Source organism: Serratia nevei, assembly GCF_024160145.1.
Lineage (GTDB): Bacteria > Pseudomonadota > Gammaproteobacteria > Enterobacterales > Enterobacteriaceae > Serratia > Serratia nevei_A.
The window spans coordinates 84,533-108,280 of the sequence record NZ_JAMYWQ010000006.1; the positions used below are offsets into that span (position 1 = coordinate 84,533).

Below are 23,748 nucleotides of genomic sequence, written 5' to 3' on the forward strand. Positions count from 1 at the left end.
CCATGACAATAACTCCTCAACAACTGATCGCACTGCTGCCGCTGTTGATCGTCGGATTGACGGTGGTGGTTGTGATGCTAGGCATTGCGTGGCGACGCGACCACTTTATCAACGCCACCCTGACCGTGATCGGTCTCAACCTGGCGCTGCTTTCGCTGTACTTTGTCGGCCAGGCAGGCCCAATGGACGTCACCCCGCTGCTGCGGGTTGACGGTTACTCGATGTTCTACACCGGGCTGGTGCTGCTGGCGAGTCTGGCGACCTGCACCTTCGCCTATCCGTGGCTGGTCGGCTATCCGGATAACCGCGAAGAGTTCTACCTGCTGGTGCTGATCGCCGCCATGGGCGGCATCCTGCTGGCGAGCGCCAACCATCTGGCTTCGCTGTTCATCGGTATCGAGCTGATCTCGCTGCCGCTGTTCGGCCTGGTGGGCTACGCCTACCGCCAGAAGCGCCCGCTGGAAGCCGCCATCAAGTACATGCTGCTGTCCGCCGCCGCGTCGTCGTTCCTGCTGTTCGGCATGGCGCTGCTGTATGCCGAATCCGGCGATCTGTCGCTGGCCGGCCTCGGCAAGAGCCTGCAGGAAAACATGATGCACCAGCCGCTGATCCTGGCCGGTATGGGCATGATGATCGTCGGCCTGGGCTTCAAGCTGTCGCTGGTGCCGTTCCAACTGTGGACGCCGGACGTGTATCAGGGCGCGCCTGCGCCGGTCTCGACCTTCCTGGCAACCGCCAGCAAGATCGCGATCTTCGCGGTCGTGATGCGTCTGTTCCTGTATGCCCCGGCCGCCGACAACGAAGCGCTGCGCATGGTGCTGTCGATCATCGCGTTCTGCTCTATCTTGTTCGGTAACCTGATGGCCATCAGCCAGACCAACATCAAGCGTCTGCTGGGCTACTCGTCGATCGCTCACCTGGGCTACCTGCTGGTGGCGCTGATTGCGGTGCAAACCCATCAGCTGTCGCTGGAAACCGCCGGCGTTTACCTGGCCGGTTACCTGTTCAGCAGCCTGGGTGCCTTCGGCGTGGTCAGCCTGATGTCCAGCCCGTACCGCGGCCCGGATGCGGATTCGCTGTTCTCTTACCGTGGTCTGTTCTGGCACAAGCCAATCTTGTCCGCGGTGATGACGGTGATGATGCTGTCGCTGGCCGGTATCCCGATGACGCTGGGCTTTATCGGTAAGTTCTTCGTGATCGCGATGGGCGTCAGCGCGCACCTGTGGTGGCTGACCGGTGCAGTTGTGGTCGGCAGCGCCATCGGCCTGTACTACTACCTGCGCGTGACCGTCAGCCTGTTCCTCAGCGCGCCGGAATCGCTGCAGCGCGATACCCCGAACAACTGGGCGTTGACCGCCGGTGGCGTCGTGGTGCTGATCTCCGCCGCGTTGGTGCTGCTGTTGGGTGTCTATCCGCAGCCGCTGATTTCGCTGGTGCAGATGGCGCAGCCGACGTTCTGATAACGCTTCAGACGGTAAAAAGGTCGCTTAGGCGACCTTTTTTTATGGGGAAACGGCACTCAGCCGTAATGGGCGCTAAACGAGGTTTCCAGCGCCTGCACCACCGCGCGCACGCGGGCGGCGCGTTGCAAATCGGGATGCAGCACCAGCCAGATATCCACCCAGTCTTTGTTCTCCGGGAACAGACGCACCAGCTCCGGGTCTTTGTCCGCCAAAAAAGCGGAAAGCAGGCCGATGCCCAGCCCGCTGCGGGTGGCGGAACGCAGCAGCAGCTGCGAATTGCATTGCAGCACCACGTTGGGCTCGTGCAGGGCCTCGCCGCAGAAATTGTTCCAGTGGCGCGGCACCAGCTCGCGCGGGAACATCAGCAGATCGTGGCCGCGCAGCTGCTCGCCCTTGACCGGCATGCCACGCCGCGCCAGATAGTGCTGGGTGGCATACAGGCCCATTTCGATGGTGGCTAAGCGTTTGATGATCAGCTTATCGTCATCGGGACGGGCGCCGCGGATCGCCAGATCTGCGCCGTGGTAAGAAATATCGGCGATGTTGACCGCCGTCAGCAGCGTGACGGTGATGGCCGGATAGCGTTCCCGCAGATCTTGCAGTGCCGGCATCACGAAGGCTTCGGCCAGGGTGTCGGTGGTGGCGATGCGCACGTTGCCGCACAGGCTTTCGTCACCGCTGGCGGCTTTACGGTTGATCGCCTGCACCGCATTTTCCATCTTCATCACGTCCGCCAGCATTTCCTCCCCCAGCGGGCTGAGGGCGAAGGATTTCGGCGTGCGGATAAACAGCTTGGAGCCGAGCGCATCTTCGAAAGCGGAGAGCCGTCGACCGACGGTCGCCTGATCGACATGCAGCTGGCTGGCGGCTTTGCGTAGCGTGCCGCAGCGCGCAACGGCCAAAAAGAAGCGCGCGTCGTCCCAATTCATCATGCCGGTTCCTCTCTGCGGGGTTGTCGGCTCTGCGGGGCGCAGGCCAGGCGAACGATAACGCTTTCTATCATAAAGCGTTGTTCAGCCTACGGGGAGAGAAAGACGGTGATTGGCCTGCACATCGGCGGTTATTTCTCCGGTGATGCAAGAATGCATCAGGGTGATTCATTCTTGACGGTACTTCGCCCGTCGCCGTAACGCTATGATAAGCGCCGTTTCCGGATAGACCGGGCGATGGCAGGCCGCCGCCTGCCTATTTTGGGAGTTGAAGCATGTCAGAAAATACCGTCATCCAGGACGTTGCGCCGAAACATGCACCGGCGTCGCGCATGGCTATTCTCTTGTTCCTGGCGCTGGCGTTGATGTCGGCATTGCTGAACAGCAGCGCGCCGACGCCGCTGTATCCATTGTACCAGCAGCAGCTTGCGCTGAGTTCCGTCAGCCTGACCGTCGTTTACGGCGCCTACGCCGCCGGCGTGCTGATCGCTTTGTTCGGCGTCGGCAATCTGGCCGGCAAAGTGAAGGATTTGCGCAGCATGATCGTGCCGGCATTGCTGGTGGTGTTGAGCGGTGCGCTGCTGTTCGCGCGGGCTGATACCTTTGCCATGATGCTCATGGCTCGACTGTTAGCCGGGGTGGGCACCGGGGCATTGACCGGTGCGGCAAACATCGCGTTGGTGCGTTTTGGGCCGCGGGACGGCGGTAAAAACGCCGCGCTGATCGCCACGTTGTCCTTTACCACAGGATTGGCGCTGGGCCCGATCTTCAGCGGCATCGCTTTGCAGACCGGTTTTCATCCCACGACGCTGCCGTTCGTTTTCATCATGGTCATTGCCGCCGTGGCTGCGTTGGGCGTGATGTTCTCGTGGCCGCGTGGCGTGGTTACGGCGCCGACCCATGCTGCGCCGGCTGCGACAGAAAAAAGCTCGCTGCTCGATGGCCTGCGCGCCACCGGCGGTAAATTCTATGTCTGTGCCGGGGCGCTGTTTATCTGTTGGGCCCTGGCCGCCAGCATTTTGGCTATCGGCCCCAGCGTGGCGGAAACGCTGTTAGGCCTGCACGCTCGAGGCGTCTTTGGCTATGCGATTGCGGTTTATCTGTTGATCGCCGGTATCAGCCAGATCCTGAGCCGCCGCCTTAACGCCCGCCATTCGCTGTTGTTCGGTTGCCTGGCGCAGGTGCTGGCGGCGGTGGTATTCGCCGTGGCGATCCAGTGGCATTCACTGTGGCTGGCGGCTGCGGGGCTGGTGGTGGCCGGCTATGCTTACGGCGCCATTTTCGTTGGCAGCGCGACCCTGGTAAACCTGATTTCGCCGCCGGCCAGCCATGCACGTTTGCTTTCGCTGTTTTACGTTATCGCTTATATCGCCAACTGGGTGCCTATCGTGCTGGGGATCGTGGTCGACCGTGTCGATCTACAGCAGGCAACCCATCTGCTGTTCCTGAGCAGCACCACGGTATGCCTGTTGTTGGCATGGATGACGGTACGTGCTGGGTTCCCACGTTAATAGTTTTGTGATTGAGGTCTCTTTTATTTAATTAATTATTCTTTAATTGCATTTATATTGTGATTTTAATCACATGAAATGACCGGCTTTCGGGTAAACTGCGCGCTTTCTTTTTGCCGCGGGTCACTTTATGAACGTTCTTTTCGCCATTGCCGTTACTACCGGGATCCTCTCCGGCGTGTGGGGCTGGGTTGCCGTCAGCCTGGGGCTGATCGGTTGGGCCGGTTTTCTCGGCTGCACGGCGTATTTCGCCTGCCCGCAGGGTGGGTTGAAAGGGCTGGTGATCGGCGCGTTGACCTGCTGCAGCGGCGTCTTCTGGGCAATGGCGATCATCCACGGCAGCGAACTGGCGCCGCAGTGGAATCTCTTGGGGTATCTGCTGACCGGCGTCGTGGCATTCCTGATGTGCATTCAGGCCAAACAGCAGTGGCTGGGGTTTGTGCCCGGCACCTTTATCGGCGCCTGCGCGACCTTCGCCGGCGGCGGCGACTGGCCGCTGGTGACGCTCTCTTTGCTGGTGGGCCTGCTGTTCGGCTATGCGATGAAAAACAGCGGTTTGTGGTGGGCGGCGCGCAGCGAAAAAGCCCGCGCTACGCCGCCGATGGGCTCGAATGCCGGCTCAAACGGTGCCGCCGAGTGAGAGGCGGTAATGCAGATCGTGGCGCTCGGCGCAAGGTTCGCCCGCGATCCGCAACAGCAGCATTTCGGCGGCGGTTTTCCCCATGTCAAAGCGCGGCGTGATCACGCTGGCGATGCTCGGCGTGGTCGCCTGGCCAATATCCAGGCCGTGAAACCCCGATAACGCCACCTCCTGCGGCACGCGCACGCCAAGACGCAGGCAGGCCTGCAACACGCCCACCGCCAGATCGTCGTTGGTGCACAGGATACCGTCGAGCTGCGGGTAGCGTTCGCGCGCCATCGCCAGCATGTCGGCACCGATCGAAACCGAAGAGACCCGATGCGGCACGATCTGACGCGGCGTTTGCCCCTGGGCCGCCATGGCGCGGCAGTACCCCCGATAGCGTTTATTGTCGCGGGCGTCCGACATGGCGCCAAAGTAAACGATATGCCGTTTGCCGCTGGCGAGCAGCGCTTCGGTCATGTCATACCCCGCCTGTTCATTATCGAACCCCACCGCAATCCGCCCCGGCGGCGCGTCGAGATCCATCACCTGCGCGAGGGGAATTTTGGCGGCGCCGAGGTAGGTCTCTGCGCGCAAGGTATGCGCAGAATCGGTGAGGATCAGCCCGGCAATCGGGTAGCTCAACAGCTGTGCGATCTGCTCTTCTTCCCGTTGCGGGCTGTAATCGTAGTTCATCACCAGCGTTTGGTAACCCCGCGCCTGGGTAACGGATTCGATGCCGGCCAGCAGATCGGCGAAGATCTGGTTGTTGAAGGAGGGGACCAGCACGCCGAGACGCGGTTTTCTGCCGGCCTGTGCGGCATCGGCGCCGGTGACGTTCAGCTCCCGCATGACCTGCGCAATGCGTTCGGCGGTGTCGGCCGCCACTTTTTCCGGCGTGCGCAGGAAACGGCTGACGGTCATTTTGGTCACGCCGGCCAATTGTGCGATGTCCTGTAGCGTAACGCGGGGGTGTTTCATTCGGTGGCCTTCACGGGCGGCGCGGCAAGGGCGGATAGCGGTATGTTAACAAATCGATTTGGCGATAACAATGAATGCACCTCTATTGAAAATGGCCATTTTTCAATTGGATAGCTGATTTTTACCCGCGTGCTGCCTGCGTGAGATCACGTTAAGGGTAACAGGGTTTCGTAACATGATTTTCAGTGATTTCCATCACGTTTTTACCGGTAACAATCGGCTGAGATAGAGGCCTGTCCGATTGGAGGCCTGATGGCCGGGAATCACCATGAACAATCTATTTTCACTGGATCAAAAAATCGTCTTGATCACCGGCGCCTCGCGCGGCATCGGTTTTCTGCTGGCGCGCGGCCTGGCGCAGCAAGGCGCACATATTCTGGTCAACGCCACCACCGAAGAACATGCCCGGCACGCCGCCGATCGCCTGCGCGAAGAGGGCCTGCGTGCCGATGCGGCGGCGTTCGACGTCACCGATTCCCAGGCGGTGCAGGCCGCCATCGACCGTATTGAAGCGGATATCGGCGCGATAGACGTCTTGATCAACAACGCCGGTATCCAGCGCCGCCACCCGTTCACCGAGTTTCCGGAGCAAGACTGGGACGACATCATCGCCGTCAACCAGAAGGCGGTCTTCATCGTGTCGCAAACCGTGGCGCGTTACATGGTGCCGCGCCGGCGCGGCAAGATAGTCAACATCGGCTCGATGCAAAGCGAGCTGGGGCGGGACACCATCACCCCCTATGCGGCGTCCAAAGGGGCGGTGAAAATGCTGACGCGCGGCATGTGCGTGGAGCTGGCACGCTACAACATTCAGGTCAACGGCATTGCCCCCGGCTACTTCAAAACCGAGATGACGCAGGCGCTGGCCGACGATCCGGCCTTCACCGCCTGGCTGACCCAACGCACGCCCGCCGCGCGCTGGGGCGATCCGCAGGAGCTGATCGGCGCGGCGGTGTTCCTGGCCGCCGACGCCTCCGCCTTCGTCAACGGGCAGCTGCTGTTTGTCGATGGCGGCATGTCGGCGGCGGTGTAATCTTTTTTCGTGGAGTCTTGAGATGAAAATGCAAACCCAGTCCTGCGTGGTCAACGGCAAACGAGACGTGGCGGTGATCGCGCAGGAGGTGGATTACCAGGGGCAGGGAACGCTGGTGAAAATCAGCCGCGGCGGCATCTGCGGCTCGGATCTGCATTACTTCCAGGAAGGCAAGGTTGGCAATTTTCAGGTGCGTCAGCCGATGGTGCTGGGCCATGAGGTGATCGGCGAGGTGGTCGCCAGCGATTCACCGCGGCTGCCGGTCGGGCAGAAGGTGGCGCTCAATCCCAGCAAACCCTGTGGGCAGTGCAAATACTGTCTGGCGCAGCAAAGCAATCAATGCGTCGAGATGCGTTTTTTCGGCAGCGCGATGTATTTTCCGCACGTTGACGGGGCTTTTACCCAATACAAAGTGGTGGATAGCGCGCAGTGTGTCCCTTACGGCGCCGATCGCGACGACCGGGTGATGGTGTTCGCCGAGCCGCTGGCGGTGGCGATCCACGCGGCGAAACAGCCCGGCGACGTGGCGGGGAAAAAGGTCTTCGTGTCCGGCGTCGGCCCGATCGGCTGTCTGCTGGTGGCGGCGCTGAAAGCGCTGGGCGCCGCCGAGATTGTCTGTGCCGATCTCAGCCCGCGCTGCCTGGTAATCGCCAGGCAAATGGGGGCCGATCGGTGCCTGCATGCCGCGGACGACGATGTCAGCGATTATCAGCAGGACAAGGGGTATTTCGACGTCGCCTTCGAAGTGGCGGGGCACCCGCAGTCGCTGCAGCGCTGCCTGGAGATCACCCGCGCCAAAGGCACCGTGGTGCAGGTGGGCATGGGCGGCAGCTTCCCCGATTTCCCGCTGATGGTGTTGATCGCCAAGGAGTTGAACCTGCTCGGATCGTTCCGTTTCGTGGCGGAGTTTGCGCTGGCGGTGGCGTGGCTGGCCGACGGCGTGGTCGATCCGCTGCCGTTGCTGTCGGCGGAGTTTGCCAGCGGGCAGCTGGCGCAGGCGCTGGAGTTTGCCGGCGATAAGCGCCAGGCGGCCAAGGTGCAATTGGTGTTTTAGGGGAAAAGTCCGATAGCAGCAGGCGGCGATCCTTGTCTATAGTGTAGGAACGCTTAATTTTTCAACCACGGAGATCTCACGATGGCAAGATATACGGATGCTGAGCAAACTACGCTGGATGACGATCTGAGAATGCTGACCGAGACGCTGGAAGAAGTGCTGCAATACACCGGCGATCGCGCGGATCAGGCTTACGTCGACATCAAGTCGCACGCCGAGCAGGCGCTGAGTGAGGTCAGGGCGCGTTGGGCAAACACCGGCGAATCCTACTACGCGCGCGCCAAAGAAGCGGTGCACCGCACCGACGACTACGTGCGGGATAAACCCTGGCACAGCGTGGGCATCGGCGCCACCGTCGGGCTGGTGCTGGGGCTGCTGTTGGCCCGCAAATAAATCACACATCGGGGCGGCGCAGGCCGCCTCGTGTTTTTCCACAGACTGTGTCCTTCATCCCGCTGTTTCCCCCCTGGCTTCCCTTTATCCCGCCTATACTTCCCGCTAGCCGTCGTCGAAGCGCCTCTATTTCCCTTGTTTTTGTATGGACGGATTGAGCCGGCGCCGCCGCAAGTGTAAAGTATTTGTGTTTTTATTGTTTGTTTTTTGTTCTAAATCAAATAATTATCTGGTGTAAACACCCAGGGATATACGGCGTTCTTGCGCTGGCGCAAAAGCCGTGAAAATAACACCTCATATAATACAGAGCGTAACTACAGGCGCGGCGTCCGTCGGCTGCGCCGGAGACGATCTCTGCTAACTGACTTGTGAGCGAACTATGTCGACAAGTGTTTTTAATCGCCGGTGGGCGGCTGTGCTGCTCGAGGCGCTGGCCCGCCATGGGGTGCGGCATGTTTGTATCGCTCCGGGATCGCGCTCCACGCCGCTGACGCTGGCCGCTGCGGCTAACCGATCGTTTATCTGTCATACCCATTTTGATGAGCGCGGGCTCGGCCATCTGGCGCTCGGGCTGGCGAAGGCGGCGCGTGAGCCGGTGGCGGTGATCGTCACGTCCGGCACCGCGGCGGCGAACCTTTATCCCGCCTTGATCGAAGCCGGCCTGACCGGTGAACGGCTGGTGTTTCTCACCGCCGATCGGCCGCCCGAACTGATCGACTGCGGCGCCAATCAGGCGATCCGTCAAAACGGCCTCTACAGTAGCCACCCAACGCTGGCGATCGATCTGCCGCGCCCAACGCCGGATATTCCTGCCGCGTGGCTGGCCTCCAGCGTAGACAGCGCGATGGCGCGCCTGCAGCACGGCGCTTTGCATATCAACTGCCCGTTCGCCGAGCCGCTGTACGGCGGCGACGAACGTCACTATGCCGATTGGTCCGCCGCGCTGGGCGACTGGTGGCAGAGCGATCGTCCGTGGCTGCAGGAAAGCGGGACGCATGCTGCGCCATTGCCGCAGCCGGACTGGTTCTTCTGGCGGCAGAAACGCGGCGTGGTGCTGGCCGGGCGCATGGGCGCGCAAGAGGGCGCTCAGGTGGCCGAATGGGCCGCAACGCTGGGCTGGCCGCTGATCGGCGACGTACTGTCGCAGACCGGGCAACCGCTGCCCTGCGCCGATTTGTGGCTCGCTCATCCGCAGGCGCAGCGCGTACTGCAAGATGCGCAGCTGGTGGTGCAGTTCGGCGGCAGCCTGACCGGCAAACGCCTGCTGCAGTGGCAGGCGCAGTGCCGGCCGGAAGAGTATTGGGTCATCGACGAGCTGCCGGGGCGGCTCGATCCGGCCCAGCACCGGGGGCGGCGCCTGCGCGCCGGCGTGGCGCAGTGGTTGGCGCAGCACCCGGCGCAGCCGCGCGCGCCGTGGGCCGCCGGGCTGGCCGCGCTGGCGGATAAGGCGTTAACGGCGGCGTCCACGCATCTGCACGATAACTTTGGCGAAGCGCAGCTGGCGCACCGCCTGCCGGAGCTGCTGCCGGAGAACGGCCAGCTGTTTCTCGGCAACAGTCTGGTGGTGCGGCTCATTGACGCGCTAACGCCATTGCCCGTCGCCTACCCGGTATTCAGCAACCGCGGCGCCAGCGGCATCGACGGCCTGATCTCCACCGCCGCCGGCGTGCAACGTGCCACCGCCAGGCCGACGTTGGCGGTGGTGGGCGATCTTTCCGCACTGTATGACCTCAATGCGCTGGCGCTGCTGCGCCAGAGCTTGGCGCCGACGGTGCTGATCGTCGTCAACAACAACGGCGGCCAAATTTTCTCGCTGCTGCCGACGCCGGAAGCGGATCGTCAGCGTTTTTACTGCATGCCGCAGAACGTCGAGTTCAGCCACGCGGCGGCGATGTTCCAGCTGGGTTACGCGCGGCCGGAGAACTGGAGCCAGCTGCAACAGGCGGTTGAACAAGGCTGGCGGCGCGGCGGCGCCACGCTGATCGAACTGCAGGTGCCGCCGAGCGCGGGGGCCGAAAGCCTGCAATACCTGGTGCAACAGATGGCGGTGCAATGATGCTGGCGACGCGAGTTTTGCAACAGGGCGAAGCGGGCCGCCCGTGGCTGGTGTGGCTGCATGGCCTGCTCGGCAACAACAATGAATGGCGGGTGATCGCCGCACGCTGCCCGGAATGGCCGTCGTTGGCCATCGATCTGCCCGGCCACGGCGATTCCGTGGCGGTGAGCTGCCGCGGCTTCGACGACATCAGCGCGCAGATCGCCGCCACGCTGCAACTGCGCAATATCGAACGCTATTGGCTGGTGGGCTACTCGCTCGGCGGGCGCATCGCCATGTATCACGCCTGCCACGGCCGCCATGCCGGCCTGCAGGGGGTGATCGTCGAGGGCGGCAACCCGGGGCTGGCGGACGAAGAACAGCGCCGCCGGCGCTGCGAACAGGATGCGTTCTGGGCGGCGCGCTTCCGCCGGGAGCCGATCGCCGAGGTTCTGGCGGACTGGTATCAGCAGCCGGTATTCCAGGAGCTCAGCCACGTGCACCGCCAGGCGCTGATCGCCGCGCGCTCGGTCAACAGCGGCCCGGCGATCGCCGACATGCTCGAAGCCACGTCGCTCGGGCGGCAGCCCTATCTGGCGCCGCAGCTGCGCCAACTGAGCGTGCCGCTGCAGGTGCTGTGCGGTGAGAACGACCCCAAATTTCAACGGCTGGCGCGCGACGCCGGGTTGCCGTTGCGCATCGTGCCGCAGGCCGGCCACAACGCGCATCTGGCCAATCCGCAGGATTTCGTCGCCGAGCTGCAGACCTTTCTCGTTAACCCTGGTTAAAGGAACCGAACATGCTTTATCCGAATGAAGAACAGCTGTATGCCGCCATCGCCTGGCAGGATTGCACCGGCGATTTCGAAGACATTCTGTATCACAAGTCCGCCGACGGCATCGCCAAAATCACCATTAACCGGCCGCAGGTGCGCAATGCGTTTCGCCCGCAAACGGTTAAAGAGATGATCGACGCGCTGGCCAATGCCCGTTACGACGACGGCATCGGCGTCATTATTCTGACCGGCGCCGGCGATAAGGCCTTCTGCTCCGGTGGCGATCAGAAAGTGCGCGGCGACTACGGCGGCTATCGCGACGACAGCGGCGTGCATCACCTCAACGTGCTGGACTTCCAGCGCCAGATCCGCACCTGCCCGAAACCGGTGGTGGCGATGGTGGCCGGTTATTCGATCGGCGGCGGCCACGTGCTGCACATGATGTGCGATCTGACCATCGCGGCGGATAACGCCATCTTCGGCCAGACCGGCCCGAAAGTGGGCTCGTTCGACGGCGGCTGGGGCGCGTCTTACATGGCGCGCATCGTCGGCCAGAAGAAGGCGCGCGAAATCTGGTTCCTGTGCCGCCAGTACGATGCCGCTGCCGCGTTGGACATGGGCCTGGTCAATACCGTGGTGCCGCTGGCCGATCTGGAAAAAGAGACGGTGCGCTGGTGCCGAGAAATGCTGCAGAACAGCCCGATGGCGCTGCGCTGCCTGAAGGCGGCGTTGAACGCCGACTGCGACGGCCAGGCCGGTTTGCAGGAGCTGGCGGGCAACGCCACCATGCTGTTCTACATGACCGACGAAGGGCAGGAAGGGCGCAACGCGTTCAACGAGAAGCGTCAGCCGGACTTCAGCAAATTCAAGCGTAACCCGTAATGAGCGGGGTGAACCGCAGCGCGGCGCTTTACCGTTACCGCCTGCCGATGGAGGCGGGCGTGGTGCTGCGCAATCAGCGGTTGAAAACGCGTGACGGATGGGTGGTGCAGCTGCGTCAGGGCGAGCGTGAAGGCTGGGGCGAGATCGCGCCGCTGCCGGAATTCAGCCGGGAAACGTTGGCGCAGGCCGAACAGGCCGCGTTGAACTGGCTGCAGGCCTGGTTGGCGGGCAACGAACCGGATGACAGCACGCTGCCCTCGGTGGCCTTTGGGCTCAGCTGCGCGCAGGCCGAGCTGGCGCAGCGTTTGCCGACGCAGGCGGATTTTCGCAAGGCGCCGCTGTGCACCGGCGATCCGGACGAGCTGTTCGAGATATTGAGCGCCTTGCCGGGCGAGAAAGTCGCGAAAGTGAAGGTGGGGCTGTATGAGGCGGTGCGCGACGGCATGATCGTCAACGTGCTGCTGGAGGCGCTGCCGGATCTGCGGCTGCGGCTGGATGCCAACCGCAGCTGGACCCGCGCCAAAGCCGACGGCTTTGCCAAATACGTCAACCCGGCGTGGCGCGATCGCATCGCCTTTTTGGAAGAGCCCTGCAAAACCCGTGACGAATCGCGCGATTTCGCCCGGGCGACCGGCATTGCCATCGCCTGGGATGAGAGCGTGCGTGAGGCGGACTTTGTGGTGCAGGCCGAGCCGGGCGTGGCGGCCATCGTGATCAAGCCGACGCTGGTCGGCAGCCTGGCGCGCTGCCAGGCGCTGGTGGCGCAGGCGCACGCGGCGGGCTTGACGGCGGTGATCAGTTCCAGCATCGAGTCCAGCCTGGGGTTGACCCAGCTGGCGCGCATCGCCCGCTGGCTGACGCCGGACACCGTGCCGGGGCTGGATACGCTGGGGTTGATGCAGGCGCAGGTGCTGCGGCCGTGGCCGGGCAGCGCATTGCCGCTGCTGGATATTTCGGCGCTGGAGTGCTTATGGCGCCGTTGAGCGATTGGCCGTGGCGACACTGGGCGCGCCTTCAGCCGCAGGCGACGGCCCTGCTGCTCGGCGAACGGCCGCTGAGCTGGCTGGCGTTGCAAGGCCAGGTGGATGAGCTGGCGGCGGATTTTCAGCACCAGGGCGTGGAGCCGGGCTGCGGCGTGGCGCTGTGTGGTAAAAACAGCTATCCGCTGCTGTTGGCCTATCTGGCACTGCTGCAATGCGGCGCGCGCCTGCTGCCGCTCAACCCCGCCTTGCCGACGCCGCTGCTGGCGCAGCTGTTGCCCGAATTGGACATCACTTTTGCCTTCGGCCCGGATCCGTTGCCGGCGCTGCCGGCAGAGGTGATTCGATTGACGCCGCCCTCGACCGAGCCGCGCTGGCCGAACCTGCCGGCGTGGGATGCGCAGCGTCTGGCGACGCTGACGCTGACCTCGGGCTCCAGCGGCCTGCCGAAGGCGGCGGCGCACAGCTACGCCAACCATCTGGCCAGCGCCGCCGGGGTGTTGCGGCTGATGGATTTTCAGCGCGAGGATTGCTGGCTGCTGTCATTGCCGCTGTATCACGTCTCCGGCCAGGGCATCGTCTGGCGCTGGCTGGCGGCAGGCGCGCAGCTGGCGGTGCGCGAAATGCATCCGCTGGCCGAGGCATTGGCAGGTTGCACCCACGCCTCGCTGGTGCCGACGCAGCTCTGGCGACTGCTGGCGCAACCGCTGATGGGCATGACGCTGAAAGCGGTGCTGCTCGGCGGCGCAATGATCCCGGTGGCGCTGACCGAACGGGCGGAGGCGGCGGGGATCCGCTGCTGGTGCGGCTACGGGCTGACCGAACTGGCCTCCACGGTCTGCGCCAAACGCGCCGATGCGCGGCCGGGCGTTGGCCTGCCGCTCGGCGGCCGCGAGGTAAAACTGGTGGACGAAGAGGTCTGGATCCGCGCCGACAGCCTGGCGCTCGGCTACTGGCGTCATGGCCATCTGCAGCCGCTGGCCGATGAACAGGGCTGGTTTGCGACCCGCGATCGCGGCGCGATGGCCGAGGGGGAGCTACGCATTCTCGGCCGGCTGGACAACCTGTTTTTCAGCGGCGGTGAAGGGGTGCAACCGGAGGATATCGAACGCGTGCTGGCGGCGCACCCGCAGATCACGCAGGCGTTTGTGGTGCCGGTGGCGGACGCCGAGTTCGGCCAGCGGCCGGTGGCGGTAATCGATGGCGATCCGTCGCTGTCGCTGGCGGCGTTACTTGCCTGGTCGCAGGACAAACTGGCCAATTTCCAACGCCCGGCGGCGTTGCTCCCGCTGCCTGACGAGCTGAAGAACGGCGGCATCAAGATTTCGCGCCGCCAGTTGCAGCAGTGGGTGGCGCAGCGTCTCTCTCAGGCATAAAAAAGCCGCCCGCAAGGGCGGCTGAGTGGATGACGGCAGAGGGGGGTTATTTCAGCCCCAACGCCTTGGCGACGCCGGCGCCGTAGTCCGGGTGCACCTTGGTGAACAGCTCGACCTGACGGCGCTGGATGTGTTCCGGCACCTGCGACAGTTCGCCGGCGATGCGGGTGAACATGCGCTGGTGCTCTTCGGCGCTCAGCAGGTTGAACAGCGCGCGCGGCTGGCTGTAGTAATCGTCGTCTTCACGATGATTCCAGTGGTCGGCCGCACCCTCAATGCTCAGCGGCGGCTCGCTGAAGTCCGGCTGCTCCTGGAACAGGCCGAAGCTGTTCGGTTCGTAGGTGGCGCCGTTGCCGCTGTTGCCGTCCACGCGCATCGCGCCGTCGCGATGGTAGTTGTGGAACGGGCATTTGGCGCCGTTCACCGGGATCTGGTGGTGGTTGACGCCCAGGCGGTAGCGGTGCGCATCGCCATAGGAGAACAGACGGCCCTGCAGCATTTTATCCGGCGAGAAACTGATGCCCGGCACCACGTTGGCGGGGTTCATCGCCACCTGCTCGACCTCTGAGAAGTAGTTGTCGGGGTTGCGGTTCAGCTCGAAATAGCCGACGTCGATCAGCGGATAGTCGCCGTGCGGCCACACCTTGGTCAGATCGAACGGGTTATATGGCGTCTGTGAGGCTTCGTGTTCCGGCATGATCTGAATTTGCAGCTTCCAGCGCGGGAAGTCGCCGCGTTTGATCGCGTCGAACAGATCGCGCTGTGAGCTTTCGCGATCCTTGGCGATGATCGCTTCCGCTTCTTCATCCATCAGGTTTTCAATGCCTTGCTCGCAGCGGAAATGGAATTTCACCCAGAAACGTTCGTTGGCGGCATTGATAAAGCTGAAGGTGTGGCTGCCGAAACCGTGCATGTGACGGTAAGACTTCGGAATGCCGCGATCGCTGAAGTCGATGGTCAACTGGTGCAGCGATTCCGGCAGGTGGGAGAAGAAGTCCCATTTGTAGACCGGGTTGCGCAGGTTGGTATGCGGATCGCGTTTCACCACGTGGTTGAGATCGGGGAATTTCAGCGGATCGCGCAGGTAGAACACCGGCGTATCGTTACCCACCAGATCCCAGTTGCCTTCTTCGGTATAGAACTTCATGGCGAAGCCGCGAATGTCGCGCTCGGCGTCGGCGGCGCCGCGTTCACCGGCGACGGTGGAGAAGCGGATGAACATGTCGGTCTGCTTGCCGACCTCAGAGAAGATCTTGGCGCGCGTATAACGGGTGATGTCGTGGGTAACGGTAAAGGTGCCGTAGGCGCCGGAACCCTTGGCGTGCATGCGGCGCTCGGGGATAACTTCACGGTCGAAGTGGGCCAGTTTTTCCAGGAACCACACGTCCTGCAACAGCATCGGGCCGCGTTTGCCTGCGGTGATCACGTTATTGTTATCGACAACCGGGGCGCCGGCTGCGGTGGTCAGTCCTTTCTTGCTCATCACTTGCTCCTTATCGTAGTGCAGTTAAGTAAAGACTCGGGCGGTTTAAGCGTTTATCAGCATAGTCCTTTGGCGGGGCTTCTTCCCCTGACCTTGGTCAAAGCCACTACTAGTTGTAGCCCTATTGCCGGGCGGCGGCAAATAGGCCTCGGTTATCGTTGGCATCGCCTTGACGAATATAGAATCTTGTTTGCAAATATTTACATTTATTTGATTATTGAAGAATTTTTTCGCTTTTATCCCTTAAATACTCATTGCGCTTTGGTATAGACTCGTGACGTGATTATTATGCGTTGATTCGATCATTCGGAACGGATGACAAACCAGAGGGAAAGATGATGAAAAAGACTTGGGTCGCGTGCGCGGCAGGATTGCTGTTTGTGACCGGCGCGGCGAACGCCATCAGCGTGTCGGGCGAAGCCGGGGAACACTACACCAACCTGGGCGTGGGCATGAGCACCGGCTCTTCCGGCCTGGGCCTGACCGGCAACTGGGTGCGCAGCGACCACGACGGCAACGTCGGCAGCCTTGGGTTGAATTTCGGCGTGCCGCTGGGGCCGTTGACGGCGACGGTGGGCGCCAAAGCGCTGTACCTCAGCCCGAAAGACGGGAAGAGCGGCGGGGCGGTGGCGCTGGGCGGCGGCCTGGAGTGGGAAATTAACCGCTACTTCAGCCTGCACGGCGAAGGCTACTTTGCCCCTGAATCCTTCACCAGCGGCGTGAAGGCCTATAACGAAGCCAGCGGCGGCCTGCGCTGGAAGTTCCGCCCGCTGAGCGTGGACGTGGGCTACCGTTACATGCAAATGGAAGGCAAAGACGGGCGTCGCGACAATACTCTGGCCGATGGCCCTTACGTCGGCGTTGGCCTGAGCTTCTAAGGCTGCGGCCCATCGCGTTCTTCGAATCCCTCGGTCATTGGCCGGGGGATTTTTATTTGTGCCATCAACGGGAAGTTCATCCGGGATCGTAACGGTAAAGATTAAATAATTTAAAGACTCGACGATCGGCATCGCCATATGCGAGTACATGCCGTAAAATGCGTAATATAAATAATTATATAACGATATGGACATCATGGCTTACCGAAATCCACTGGCGGCGTTGATGCCGCTGTTTGTCTCACTCTTTCCTTATACCGCTGCGGCGCAGGCCGATCGTGACGAGGTGTTGACCGTCACCGGCAGCGCGTTATCCCCCGCGACGGAAAGCGCATCCGGCGCCGGTTTTAAAACGCTGGATATTGAACTCGGGCCGCTGGGCACCAGGGCGTGGATTGATACGCCTTATTCTTCCACCACCGTGACCCAACCGATGATTAAAAATCAGCAGGTGAAAAGCGTCGCCGAATTGCTGAAATATTCCCCGAGCACGCAGATGCAGGCTCGCGGCGGCATGGACGTTGGGCGGCCGCAAAGCCGCGGCATGCAGGGCAGCGTGGTGGCGAACAGCCGCCTGGACGGGCTGAACATCGTCTCCACCACCGCATTCCCGGTGGAAATGCTGGCACGGCTGGACGTCCTCAACAGCCTGACCGGCGCCCTGTACGGCCCGGCGAGCCCGGCCGGGCAGTTCAATTTTGTGGCCAAACGCCCGACGCCGCAAACGCTCCGCGAGGTGACGCTCGGGTATCAGAGCCGCAGCGCATTCAGCGGCCACGTCGATCTCGGCGGCCATCTCGACGACGACAATACGTTTGGTTATCGCATCAATGCCCTCAACGAAGAGGGCGAAGGCAGCGTTGACGACAGCACGTTGCGCCGTCGGCTGTTGGCCATGGCGTTCGACTGGAATATCAAACCGGGCACGCAGCTGCAGCTGGACGCCAGCCATTACGAGTTCCTGCAAAAGGGCTATCCCGGCGGCTTCAGCTATGGGCCGAATGTTCCGTTGCCCTCCGCCCCTAATCCGCAGAATAAACACCTGGCGCTTGAGACGGCGGGCAACGATCTGAGCACCGACACCCTCAGCACGCGTCTGATTCATTACTTCAATGACGATTGGTCGGTGACGGGCGGCGTAGGATGGCAGCAAGCGGATCGCGCCATGCGATCGGTATCCAGCACGATTCTGAACGGCGATGGCGATATCAAACGCTCGATGAGCGACTCCAGCGCCTCGGGGCGATTCCGGGTGTTGAGCAATACGCTGGCGCTGAACGGCCATGTCGATACCGGTTCGGTGGGGCATGAGTTGGCGCTCGCCACGACGGGCTATCTCTGGTCTATCTACAGCGGCAAAGGGGCCAGCCGGCGTTACGATTTAGGCATCAGCAATATCTACCACCCGTCTGCGATGCGCGAGCCGGATGACGGAAAAATGCCGAAGAACGGCGCGCGCTATAAAGCCAGTGAGAACAGCCAGCAGAGCATAACGTTTGGCGATACGCTGACATTCAATCCACAGTGGTCGGCGATGCTCTATTTAAGCCAAAGCTGGCTGCAAACGCGGAATTACAGCGCTGACGGCAAGAAAATCGAAGAAGACAATCAGCAGGGGTTGAGCCCGAACGCGGCGTTGATGTACAAAATCACCCCGACGCTGATGGCCTATGTCAGCTATGCCGATTCTCTGGAACAGGGGGGGACGGCGCCGCTCGGCGAAGGCGTGAAGAACGAAGGGCAGACGCTTAAACCCTATCGCAGCCAACAGTATGAGATTGGCCTGAAAGCCGATGTGGGAGAGATGGCCCTGGGGGTAGCGCTGTTTCGCCTGAAACGGCCGTTCGCTTATGTCGACTCTGCAGACAGGATCTACAAGGAACAGGGCGAACAGGTGAACCATGGCCTGGAGCTGACGGCCGCCGGCCGCGTGGATGAAGGGCTGAGCCTTTATGGCGGCGTCACGTTGCTCGATCCGCGGCTGAAAGAGACGGTTTCCGACAGCACACGCGATAAACGCGTGGTCGGCGTGCCGAAGGTGCAGGCCAATATGCTGGTGGAATACAGCTTGCCGTCGATGCCGCAATGGGTATACAGCGCCAATGTGCACTATACCGGCAGGCGCGCGGCGAACGATACCAACAGCGCCTGGGCCAATGGTTACACCTCGCTGGATCTGGGCACGCGCTATGCCACCCGCATTCAGTCGGTGCCGGCGACCTTCCGTTTGGCCGTCAATAACGTCACCAATGAGCGCTACTGGGCGTCCCTTTTCCCTTCGGGCACGGATGGCAACGGCGGTTCGTCCAGCGCCTTCCTCGGCGGCGGCCGTGAAGTGCGCGCCTCCGTCACGTTTGACTTCTGAGAGGCGCTATGAGAGTCGTACGGTTTCCTGTACTGGCGCTGTTGGTTGGCGCTTTGTTGAGCGACGGGCTGCTGGCTGCGGCGCCCGCGAACGAAACGCGCATTGCCTCGCCGTGGCCCGCGCAAAACGCCGTCATTGCGATGTTGGGCTATGGCGACAGCATCGTCGGTACGTCGAACGTCGCGAAACAGATCCCGTTGTTCCGCCAAAGTCTGCCACATATCGATACCGTGCCTGTGGTGAGCGTGAACAGCGGGCAGGAGCTGAATCCGGAGCAGATCATTGCGCTCGGCACCCGGTTGCTGTTCGTGCCTGACGGTATGAAAGTGCCGCAGCCGGATGTGCTTGAACGGGCTGGGGTGCGCGTATTGGCGTTTAAAGCCAATTCGATGGCGGCTCTGCGCGCGCGGGTGCTGAAAACCGGCGCCGCGCTGGGGCCGGATGCGCAGGAAAAAGCGCAGGCGTACGATCGCTATTTTTCTCGCAATGTGGCGCGCGTCGCCGAGCGGCTGAAAGATTTGCCGCCTGCGCAGCGCGTCCGCGTTTATCACAGCATGGGCAGCCCGCTGTTCACCTCCGGGCGGCCTTCGCTTAACCAGGATTGGATGGATCTGGCCGGCGCCGTCAACGTGGCGGAAACGTGGTTTGGCCGGAAAAAAGAGGGGGCGGGTGAGGTGGCGCTGGAGCAAATTGTAGCCGCCAATCCGCAGGTGATAGTGGCGATGAACAGGCGCGATGCCGAAGAGATACGCACCTCCGCGCAATGGCGGGGCATCGATGCCGTTTTGCGGCATCGGGTGGTGGTCAATCCCAAGGGGATGTTCTGGTGGTGCCGCGAGACCAGCGAAGAGGCGCTGCAGTTTTTATGGTTGGCGAAGACGCTCTATCCAGCGCGTTTTGCCGACATTGACCTGCGCGAAGAGACGAGAAGTTTTTATCGGGACTTTTTCGGCCTGGCGCTCACTGCGGCGCAGATTGACGCTATTCTTAATCCCCCCGCTTGAGCGGACTCGGGGCCGTTTCGGCCCCCGAATACGTTACCCTACCGCCGGCAGCATGCCGCTGGCGATGCCCAGTTGAATGGCGATCACCGTCACCCCGCAGACAAACACCAGCGCCAGCGCAGGCGTACCGCCCCAGACGCGATACTGCGCCTGATGTTTTTGCCGCGTTTTCCACACCAGCAGCGAAGGCAACAGCAGCGCCAGCACCGACAGGGCGATGGCGGCGAATCCCAGCGCCAGCACGAAGCCGCGCGGATAGAACAGCGCGAAGGCCAGCGGCGGCAGGAAGGTGATGGCGCCGGTTTGCAGGCGGCCGCGCACGTTGTCTTGCCGCTTGAACAGGTCAGCCAGGAAATCGAACAGCCCAAGCGCCACGCCGAGGAACGAGGTCGCCAGCGCCAGATCGGCGAACAGGTGCACCGCCAGTTCGACGTGCGGCGAAGCCACCGCGTCTCGCACCGCCTGCAACAGGCCGTTCAGCCCGGCCTGCTGCGCCAGAATGCCGACGAAGGTGTCGGAGCTGATGCTGCCCAGCGTCGCCAGTTGCCAGAAGATATAGGCCAACAGCGGGATCGCGCTGCCGATGATAAACACCCAGCGCAGTTTGCGAATGTTGCCGCCCATGTAGTTGACGATGCTCGGCACGCTGCCGTGGAAGCCGAAGGAGGTGAAGATCACCGGAATCGCCGACAGCGCCAGGCCTTGCTCCAGCGGCAGCGTCATCAGGTTGGTCTGGTGGATATTCGGCAACATCAGGCCGAGCATTACCACCAGAAACACCACTTTGGCGCTGAACAGGATGCGGTTGAACAAATCGACCGAGTGGGTGCCGATGCATACCACGCCGCCGGCCACCAGGGTGAACAGCAGGACGCCGAGCGACACCGGGAAGTCTTGCGACGTCCATTGACTGATGCTGGTGGCGAGCAGTTCGCCGGCACCGCTGATGTAGGCGGCGGTCAGAGCGTACATCAGGAACATCATGCTGAAGCTGGTCAGCCATTGGCCGCCGCCGCCGAGATAACGTTTGGCGAGGGTACCCAGGCCGGTATCCGCTTGCTCGTGCTGGTAAACCTCCACCAGCAACAGCGCGGTGTAACACATCAACAGCCACAGCCCGACCAGTAAGGCCAGCGTGACGCCGAAGCCGACGCCGGCCGCCGCCAGCGGCATCGCCAGCATCCCGGCTCCAATGGTGGTGCCCGCCACGATAAAAACACTGCCAAGAGTGCGATTCTTCACGTTTTTTCTCTACCAGCCGAAAGATTTTGAAAATTATAGGTAACGATTTATGAGGATGGCAGGATAGTGGAAGCCCTAATTTGTGTCAAACCGACGTTACGCGATGTGTACAATAATGTTTACATTGCGCCGGCCGGCATGGCGCATGAGGAACGGGCCGATGGCTGAAATTATCCGCAGGCGGCTAGTGAAAAGTTATTTACGGGCTTCTATAGTGGAATGACCAAAAAATGTGGGAGAGATCAATGTTAAGGGTGGAGATGCTCAGCACCGGCGATGAGGTGCTGCACGGGCAAATTATTGATACCAACGCCGCCTGGCTGGCGGACTACCTGTTCCAGCAGGGGGTGCCGATGAGCGGGCGTGAAACGGTCGGGGACAGCCTCTCTGCGTTGATCGAGATCCTGCAGGAACGAAGCCATATCGCCGATGTGCTGATCGTCAACGGCGGCCTGGGGCCGACCAGCGACGATCTCAGCGCGCTGGCCGCCGCCAAAGCCTGTGGCGTAGAGCTGGTCGAACGGGCCGACTGGCTGGCGCGCATGGAAGCCTATTTTGCCGAGCGCGGGCGGCCGATGGCCCCTTCCAACCGCAAGCAGGCGCAGATCCCAGCCAACGCAGAAATGCTGGATAACCCGGTGGGTACCGCCTGTGGGTTCGCACTGCAGCTGAACCGATGCCAGATGTTCTTCACCCCCGGCGTGCCGTCGGAATTCAAAGTGATGGTTGAACAACAGATCGTGCCGCGTCTGCGCCAGCGTTTCACCTTGCCGTCGCCGCCGTTGTGCCTGCGCCTGACCACCTTCGGCACCTCCGAGAGCGATCTGGCCGCCGAGCTGGATGGCATGCCGCTGCCGCCGGAGGTGGTGCTGGGTTACCGTTCATCCAGCCCGATCATCGAGCTGAAGCTGACCGGGCCGGAAAGCCGGCGTGCGGAGATGGAGCAGGCCTGGCGGCGCGTGCGCGAGGTGGCGGGGGACAACTGCATCTTTGAAGGCACCGCCGGTTTGCCGGCGACGCTGACGCAGCGCCTGAATCAGCAAGGGCTGAAGCTGGCGTTGAGCGAGCAGTTCAGCGGCGGGTTGATCAATCTGCAGCTGCAGAGCGAAGGCGCGCCACTGGCGGGGGGAGAACTGCTGCCGGCGCACTGTATCGAAACGCTGGAAACGACGCTGGCGCGCGCCCGCTCGCTGGCGGAGTTGACCGGCGCACCGCTGGCGTTGGCGGTCAGCGCCATGCGCGACGAGCAGGTGAGCATTGCGCTGCACACGCCGCGCGGCGGCATTGGCCAAACCGTGCGTTATCGCGCGTCGCGCCACGGGCTGCGGCTGCGTCAGGAGTCGGTGGCGATGCTGGCGCTGGATATGCTGCGCCGCTGGCTGAATGGAGGCCAGGCGTGTGGCAAAAACGCCTGGCTGGAGGTGGTGGATATTATCGAATGACGGTTATTGGCGCTGAGCTGCCTCATCGGTTTCACTGCTTTGCAGCAACCGTTCGGACGCCAGGCGTGAAAGACGTATCGCCTCTGTTCCCCGCGCTTGCAGCTCTGCGCCATAGGCCCTGAGCGCCTGCGCGGCGCTGCCGGCCTGCGCCAGATGCGTCGCCAGGCTGGCGGCGTCAGCCAGTGCGGTATTGGCACCAAGCCCTCCCGCCGGACTCATGGCGTGCACGGCATCGCCGAGAAAGGCGATGCGCTCGCTGTGCCACACCGGCATCTCCACCGTGACCTGCACCGCCCGCACGCTGAGCGACAGCGGATCCGTCTGCGCCAACAAATCTCGCAGTGCAGGAGCCCACCCCTGCGAGAAATGCCGCACGCGCGCCTGCAGCGCGGCAACGTCTTCCATCCGCGCCGGCCCGCCGAGCCGTTCAGCCGAGCCGATGCAGGCCCAATAGAGGTAGTCGTCGACCGGTGTGAGTCGGCAATCCGGCGCGTAGTCGGCCGCCAGCTGCACCATGGGCGCCTGAAAGCGCATCGGTTCAACCACCAGCGATAGGCCGTCGGCGAAGACGACCGACACGCCGCGCAGCAGTTCGGGAGCCAATTGGGCCAGGGTGGCCGCATCGAGCGGCGTTTTGCCGTACAGGGTGACCGCGCCGCGATCTGCGGGCCCTGCCTCGGGCAGGCAGCGTCGCCGCACCAGCGAGTTGACACCGTCGGCGGCGACCAGCACATCGACCCGCGCTTGCTCGCCGTTGGCGAACTGCAGTTCCACGCCCTGCGGCGTTTGTGCAAATTCACGCAGGGTATAGCCGAAGCGCACCCGGTCTTGCAGACCCGCGAGCAGGATTTCGCGCAGCGTTTGCCGATGAACGCCGAGATCGCCGCTCGGCTCCCGCGCTTGCCGCTGGCTGGAGGGCAGCCAGTGCTCGGGGCGCCGGGCTTTGAGTGGAGCAAGCTGCGGATCCCACAGATTGCTCTCACCGCTGTTTTGCGCGCTGCCGGCGCAGAGCAACCGGTAATGCGCCGGCGGCAGGCAGGCGGCTAACGCCTGCTGCCCCGTCGGATCGATACGCAGCCGGTAGCCCTGATCGCGCGCCTGCGGCGTGGTGTCGCGTTCAAACACCGTGGCGTGGATGCCGAAGCGGCGCAGCCCCTGAGCCAGACACAGCCCGCCGGGCCCGGCGCCGATAATGCCAATGTTGAGTGTTGCCATTATGTTCCCTCTTGGGTCGGAGGCCACAAACGGTAGCGGCCGGAAGCATTTCATTATGTCGGCGCAGGAAAAGGTTGATATAACG

Annotated in this window: 20 protein-coding genes; 15 read left to right on the top strand and 5 right to left on the bottom strand. The window is 62.6% G+C overall.

Annotation, left to right across the window (positions count from 1 at the left end):
- Positions 1 to 2 precede the first annotated feature (2 nt).
- The gene (gene nuoN / locus M6G53_RS06755) at positions 3 to 1,460 is read left to right on the top strand and encodes an NADH-quinone oxidoreductase subunit NuoN (protein WP_033635324.1); all 1,458 of its coding nucleotides are present in this window, start codon (positions 3 to 5) and stop codon (positions 1,458 to 1,460) included.
- Between the two features lie 59 nt (positions 1,461 to 1,519).
- Here nuoN and M6G53_RS06760 read toward each other — a convergent pair whose 3' ends face one another.
- Positions 1,520 to 2,395: a LysR family transcriptional regulator gene (locus M6G53_RS06760; protein WP_253329977.1), complete on the bottom strand. Its 876-nt coding sequence runs from the start codon at positions 2,393 to 2,395 to the stop codon at positions 1,520 to 1,522.
- 272 nt (positions 2,396 to 2,667) lie between these two features.
- Here M6G53_RS06760 and M6G53_RS06765 point away from each other — a divergent pair, with 272 nt between their 5' ends.
- Together M6G53_RS06765 and M6G53_RS06770 are read left to right on the top strand one after the other, a co-directional pair.
- Positions 2,668 to 3,903, top strand: a complete 1,236-nt coding sequence (locus tag M6G53_RS06765) for an MFS transporter (protein WP_253329978.1) — start codon at positions 2,668 to 2,670, stop codon at positions 3,901 to 3,903.
- 130 nt (positions 3,904 to 4,033) lie between these two features.
- Positions 4,034 to 4,543 (top strand): DUF1097 domain-containing protein, encoded by a 510-nt coding sequence (locus M6G53_RS06770; protein WP_033635316.1) that lies wholly within the window; start codon positions 4,034 to 4,036, stop codon positions 4,541 to 4,543.
- Here M6G53_RS06770 and M6G53_RS06775 read toward each other — a convergent pair.
- On the bottom strand, positions 4,523 to 5,506 hold the full coding sequence (locus M6G53_RS06775; RefSeq protein ID WP_253329979.1) for a LacI family DNA-binding transcriptional regulator: 984 nt from the start codon (positions 5,504 to 5,506) through the stop codon (positions 4,523 to 4,525). The genes M6G53_RS06770 and M6G53_RS06775 overlap by 21 nt on opposite strands.
- Positions 5,507 to 5,774: 268 nt before the next feature.
- Here M6G53_RS06775 and idnO point away from each other — a divergent pair, with 268 nt between their 5' ends.
- The 8 genes from idnO (at position 5,775) to menE (ending at position 14,034) form a co-directional block, all read left to right on the top strand.
- The gene (idnO, locus tag M6G53_RS06780; protein WP_253329980.1) at positions 5,775 to 6,539 is read left to right on the top strand and encodes a gluconate 5-dehydrogenase; all 765 of its coding nucleotides are present in this window, start codon (positions 5,775 to 5,777) and stop codon (positions 6,537 to 6,539) included.
- 22 nt (positions 6,540 to 6,561) lie between these two features.
- A complete protein-coding gene (idnD, locus tag M6G53_RS06785; RefSeq protein ID WP_253329981.1) occupies positions 6,562 to 7,593 on the top strand; it encodes an L-idonate 5-dehydrogenase in 1,032 nt (343 codons plus the stop codon).
- Between the two features lie 81 nt (positions 7,594 to 7,674).
- Positions 7,675 to 7,986, top strand: coding sequence for a stress response protein ElaB (gene elaB / locus M6G53_RS06790; RefSeq protein WP_253329983.1), 312 nt, complete (start codon positions 7,675 to 7,677; stop codon positions 7,984 to 7,986).
- Between the two features lie 379 nt (positions 7,987 to 8,365).
- Positions 8,366 to 10,042: a 2-succinyl-5-enolpyruvyl-6-hydroxy-3-cyclohexene-1-carboxylic-acid synthase gene (gene menD, locus M6G53_RS06795; protein WP_253329985.1), complete on the top strand. Its 1,677-nt coding sequence runs from the start codon at positions 8,366 to 8,368 to the stop codon at positions 10,040 to 10,042.
- A complete protein-coding gene (gene menH, locus M6G53_RS06800; RefSeq protein WP_253329993.1) occupies positions 10,039 to 10,809 on the top strand; it encodes a 2-succinyl-6-hydroxy-2,4-cyclohexadiene-1-carboxylate synthase in 771 nt (256 codons plus the stop codon). The genes menD and menH overlap by 4 nt, the downstream gene beginning before the upstream one ends.
- 11 nt (positions 10,810 to 10,820) lie before the next feature.
- Positions 10,821 to 11,678, top strand: a complete 858-nt coding sequence (menB, locus tag M6G53_RS06805; RefSeq protein WP_033635308.1) for a 1,4-dihydroxy-2-naphthoyl-CoA synthase — start codon at positions 10,821 to 10,823, stop codon at positions 11,676 to 11,678.
- On the top strand, positions 11,678 to 12,661 hold the full coding sequence (menC, locus tag M6G53_RS06810) for an o-succinylbenzoate synthase (RefSeq protein WP_253329995.1): 984 nt from the start codon (positions 11,678 to 11,680) through the stop codon (positions 12,659 to 12,661). Before menB ends, menC begins: the two co-directional genes overlap by 1 nt.
- A complete protein-coding gene (gene menE, locus M6G53_RS06815) occupies positions 12,649 to 14,034 on the top strand; it encodes an o-succinylbenzoate--CoA ligase (RefSeq protein ID WP_253329997.1) in 1,386 nt (461 codons plus the stop codon). The genes menC and menE overlap by 13 nt, the downstream gene beginning before the upstream one ends.
- Positions 14,035 to 14,080: 46 nt before the next feature.
- On the opposite strand, the gene katA is transcribed toward menE, so the two are convergent.
- On the bottom strand, positions 14,081 to 15,517 hold the full coding sequence (gene katA, locus M6G53_RS06820; protein ID WP_060420075.1) for a catalase KatA: 1,437 nt from the start codon (positions 15,515 to 15,517) through the stop codon (positions 14,081 to 14,083).
- A 338-nt stretch (positions 15,518 to 15,855) separates the two neighbouring features.
- Between katA and M6G53_RS06825 the strand changes: the two genes are divergently transcribed.
- From M6G53_RS06825 to M6G53_RS06835, 3 genes are all read left to right on the top strand, one after another.
- On the top strand, positions 15,856 to 16,395 hold the full coding sequence (locus M6G53_RS06825) for a YfaZ family outer membrane protein (protein WP_253330096.1): 540 nt from the start codon (positions 15,856 to 15,858) through the stop codon (positions 16,393 to 16,395).
- 196 nt (positions 16,396 to 16,591) lie between these two features.
- On the top strand, positions 16,592 to 18,760 hold the full coding sequence (locus tag M6G53_RS06830; protein WP_436286517.1) for a TonB-dependent receptor: 2,169 nt from the start codon (positions 16,592 to 16,594) through the stop codon (positions 18,758 to 18,760).
- A gap of 8 nt (positions 18,761 to 18,768) precedes the next feature.
- The gene (locus M6G53_RS06835; RefSeq protein ID WP_253329999.1) at positions 18,769 to 19,764 is read left to right on the top strand and encodes an ABC transporter substrate-binding protein; all 996 of its coding nucleotides are present in this window, start codon (positions 18,769 to 18,771) and stop codon (positions 19,762 to 19,764) included.
- A 33-nt stretch (positions 19,765 to 19,797) separates the two neighbouring features.
- On the opposite strand, the gene tyrP is transcribed toward M6G53_RS06835, so the two are convergent.
- Complete coding sequence (gene tyrP, locus M6G53_RS06840; protein WP_253330001.1) at positions 19,798 to 21,006, bottom strand: tyrosine transporter TyrP; 1,209 nt, start codon at positions 21,004 to 21,006, stop codon at positions 19,798 to 19,800.
- A 245-nt stretch (positions 21,007 to 21,251) separates the two neighbouring features.
- Here tyrP and M6G53_RS06845 point away from each other — a divergent pair, with 245 nt between their 5' ends.
- Positions 21,252 to 22,448 (top strand): nicotinamide mononucleotide deamidase-related protein YfaY, encoded by a 1,197-nt coding sequence (locus M6G53_RS06845; protein WP_253330003.1) that lies wholly within the window; start codon positions 21,252 to 21,254, stop codon positions 22,446 to 22,448.
- A 3-nt stretch (positions 22,449 to 22,451) separates the two neighbouring features.
- Here the strand turns inward: M6G53_RS06845 and M6G53_RS06850 are convergent, their stop codons facing one another.
- Positions 22,452 to 23,663, bottom strand: coding sequence for an FAD-dependent oxidoreductase (locus tag M6G53_RS06850; RefSeq protein WP_253330005.1), 1,212 nt, complete (start codon positions 23,661 to 23,663; stop codon positions 22,452 to 22,454).
- Positions 23,664 to 23,748 lie beyond the last annotated feature (85 nt).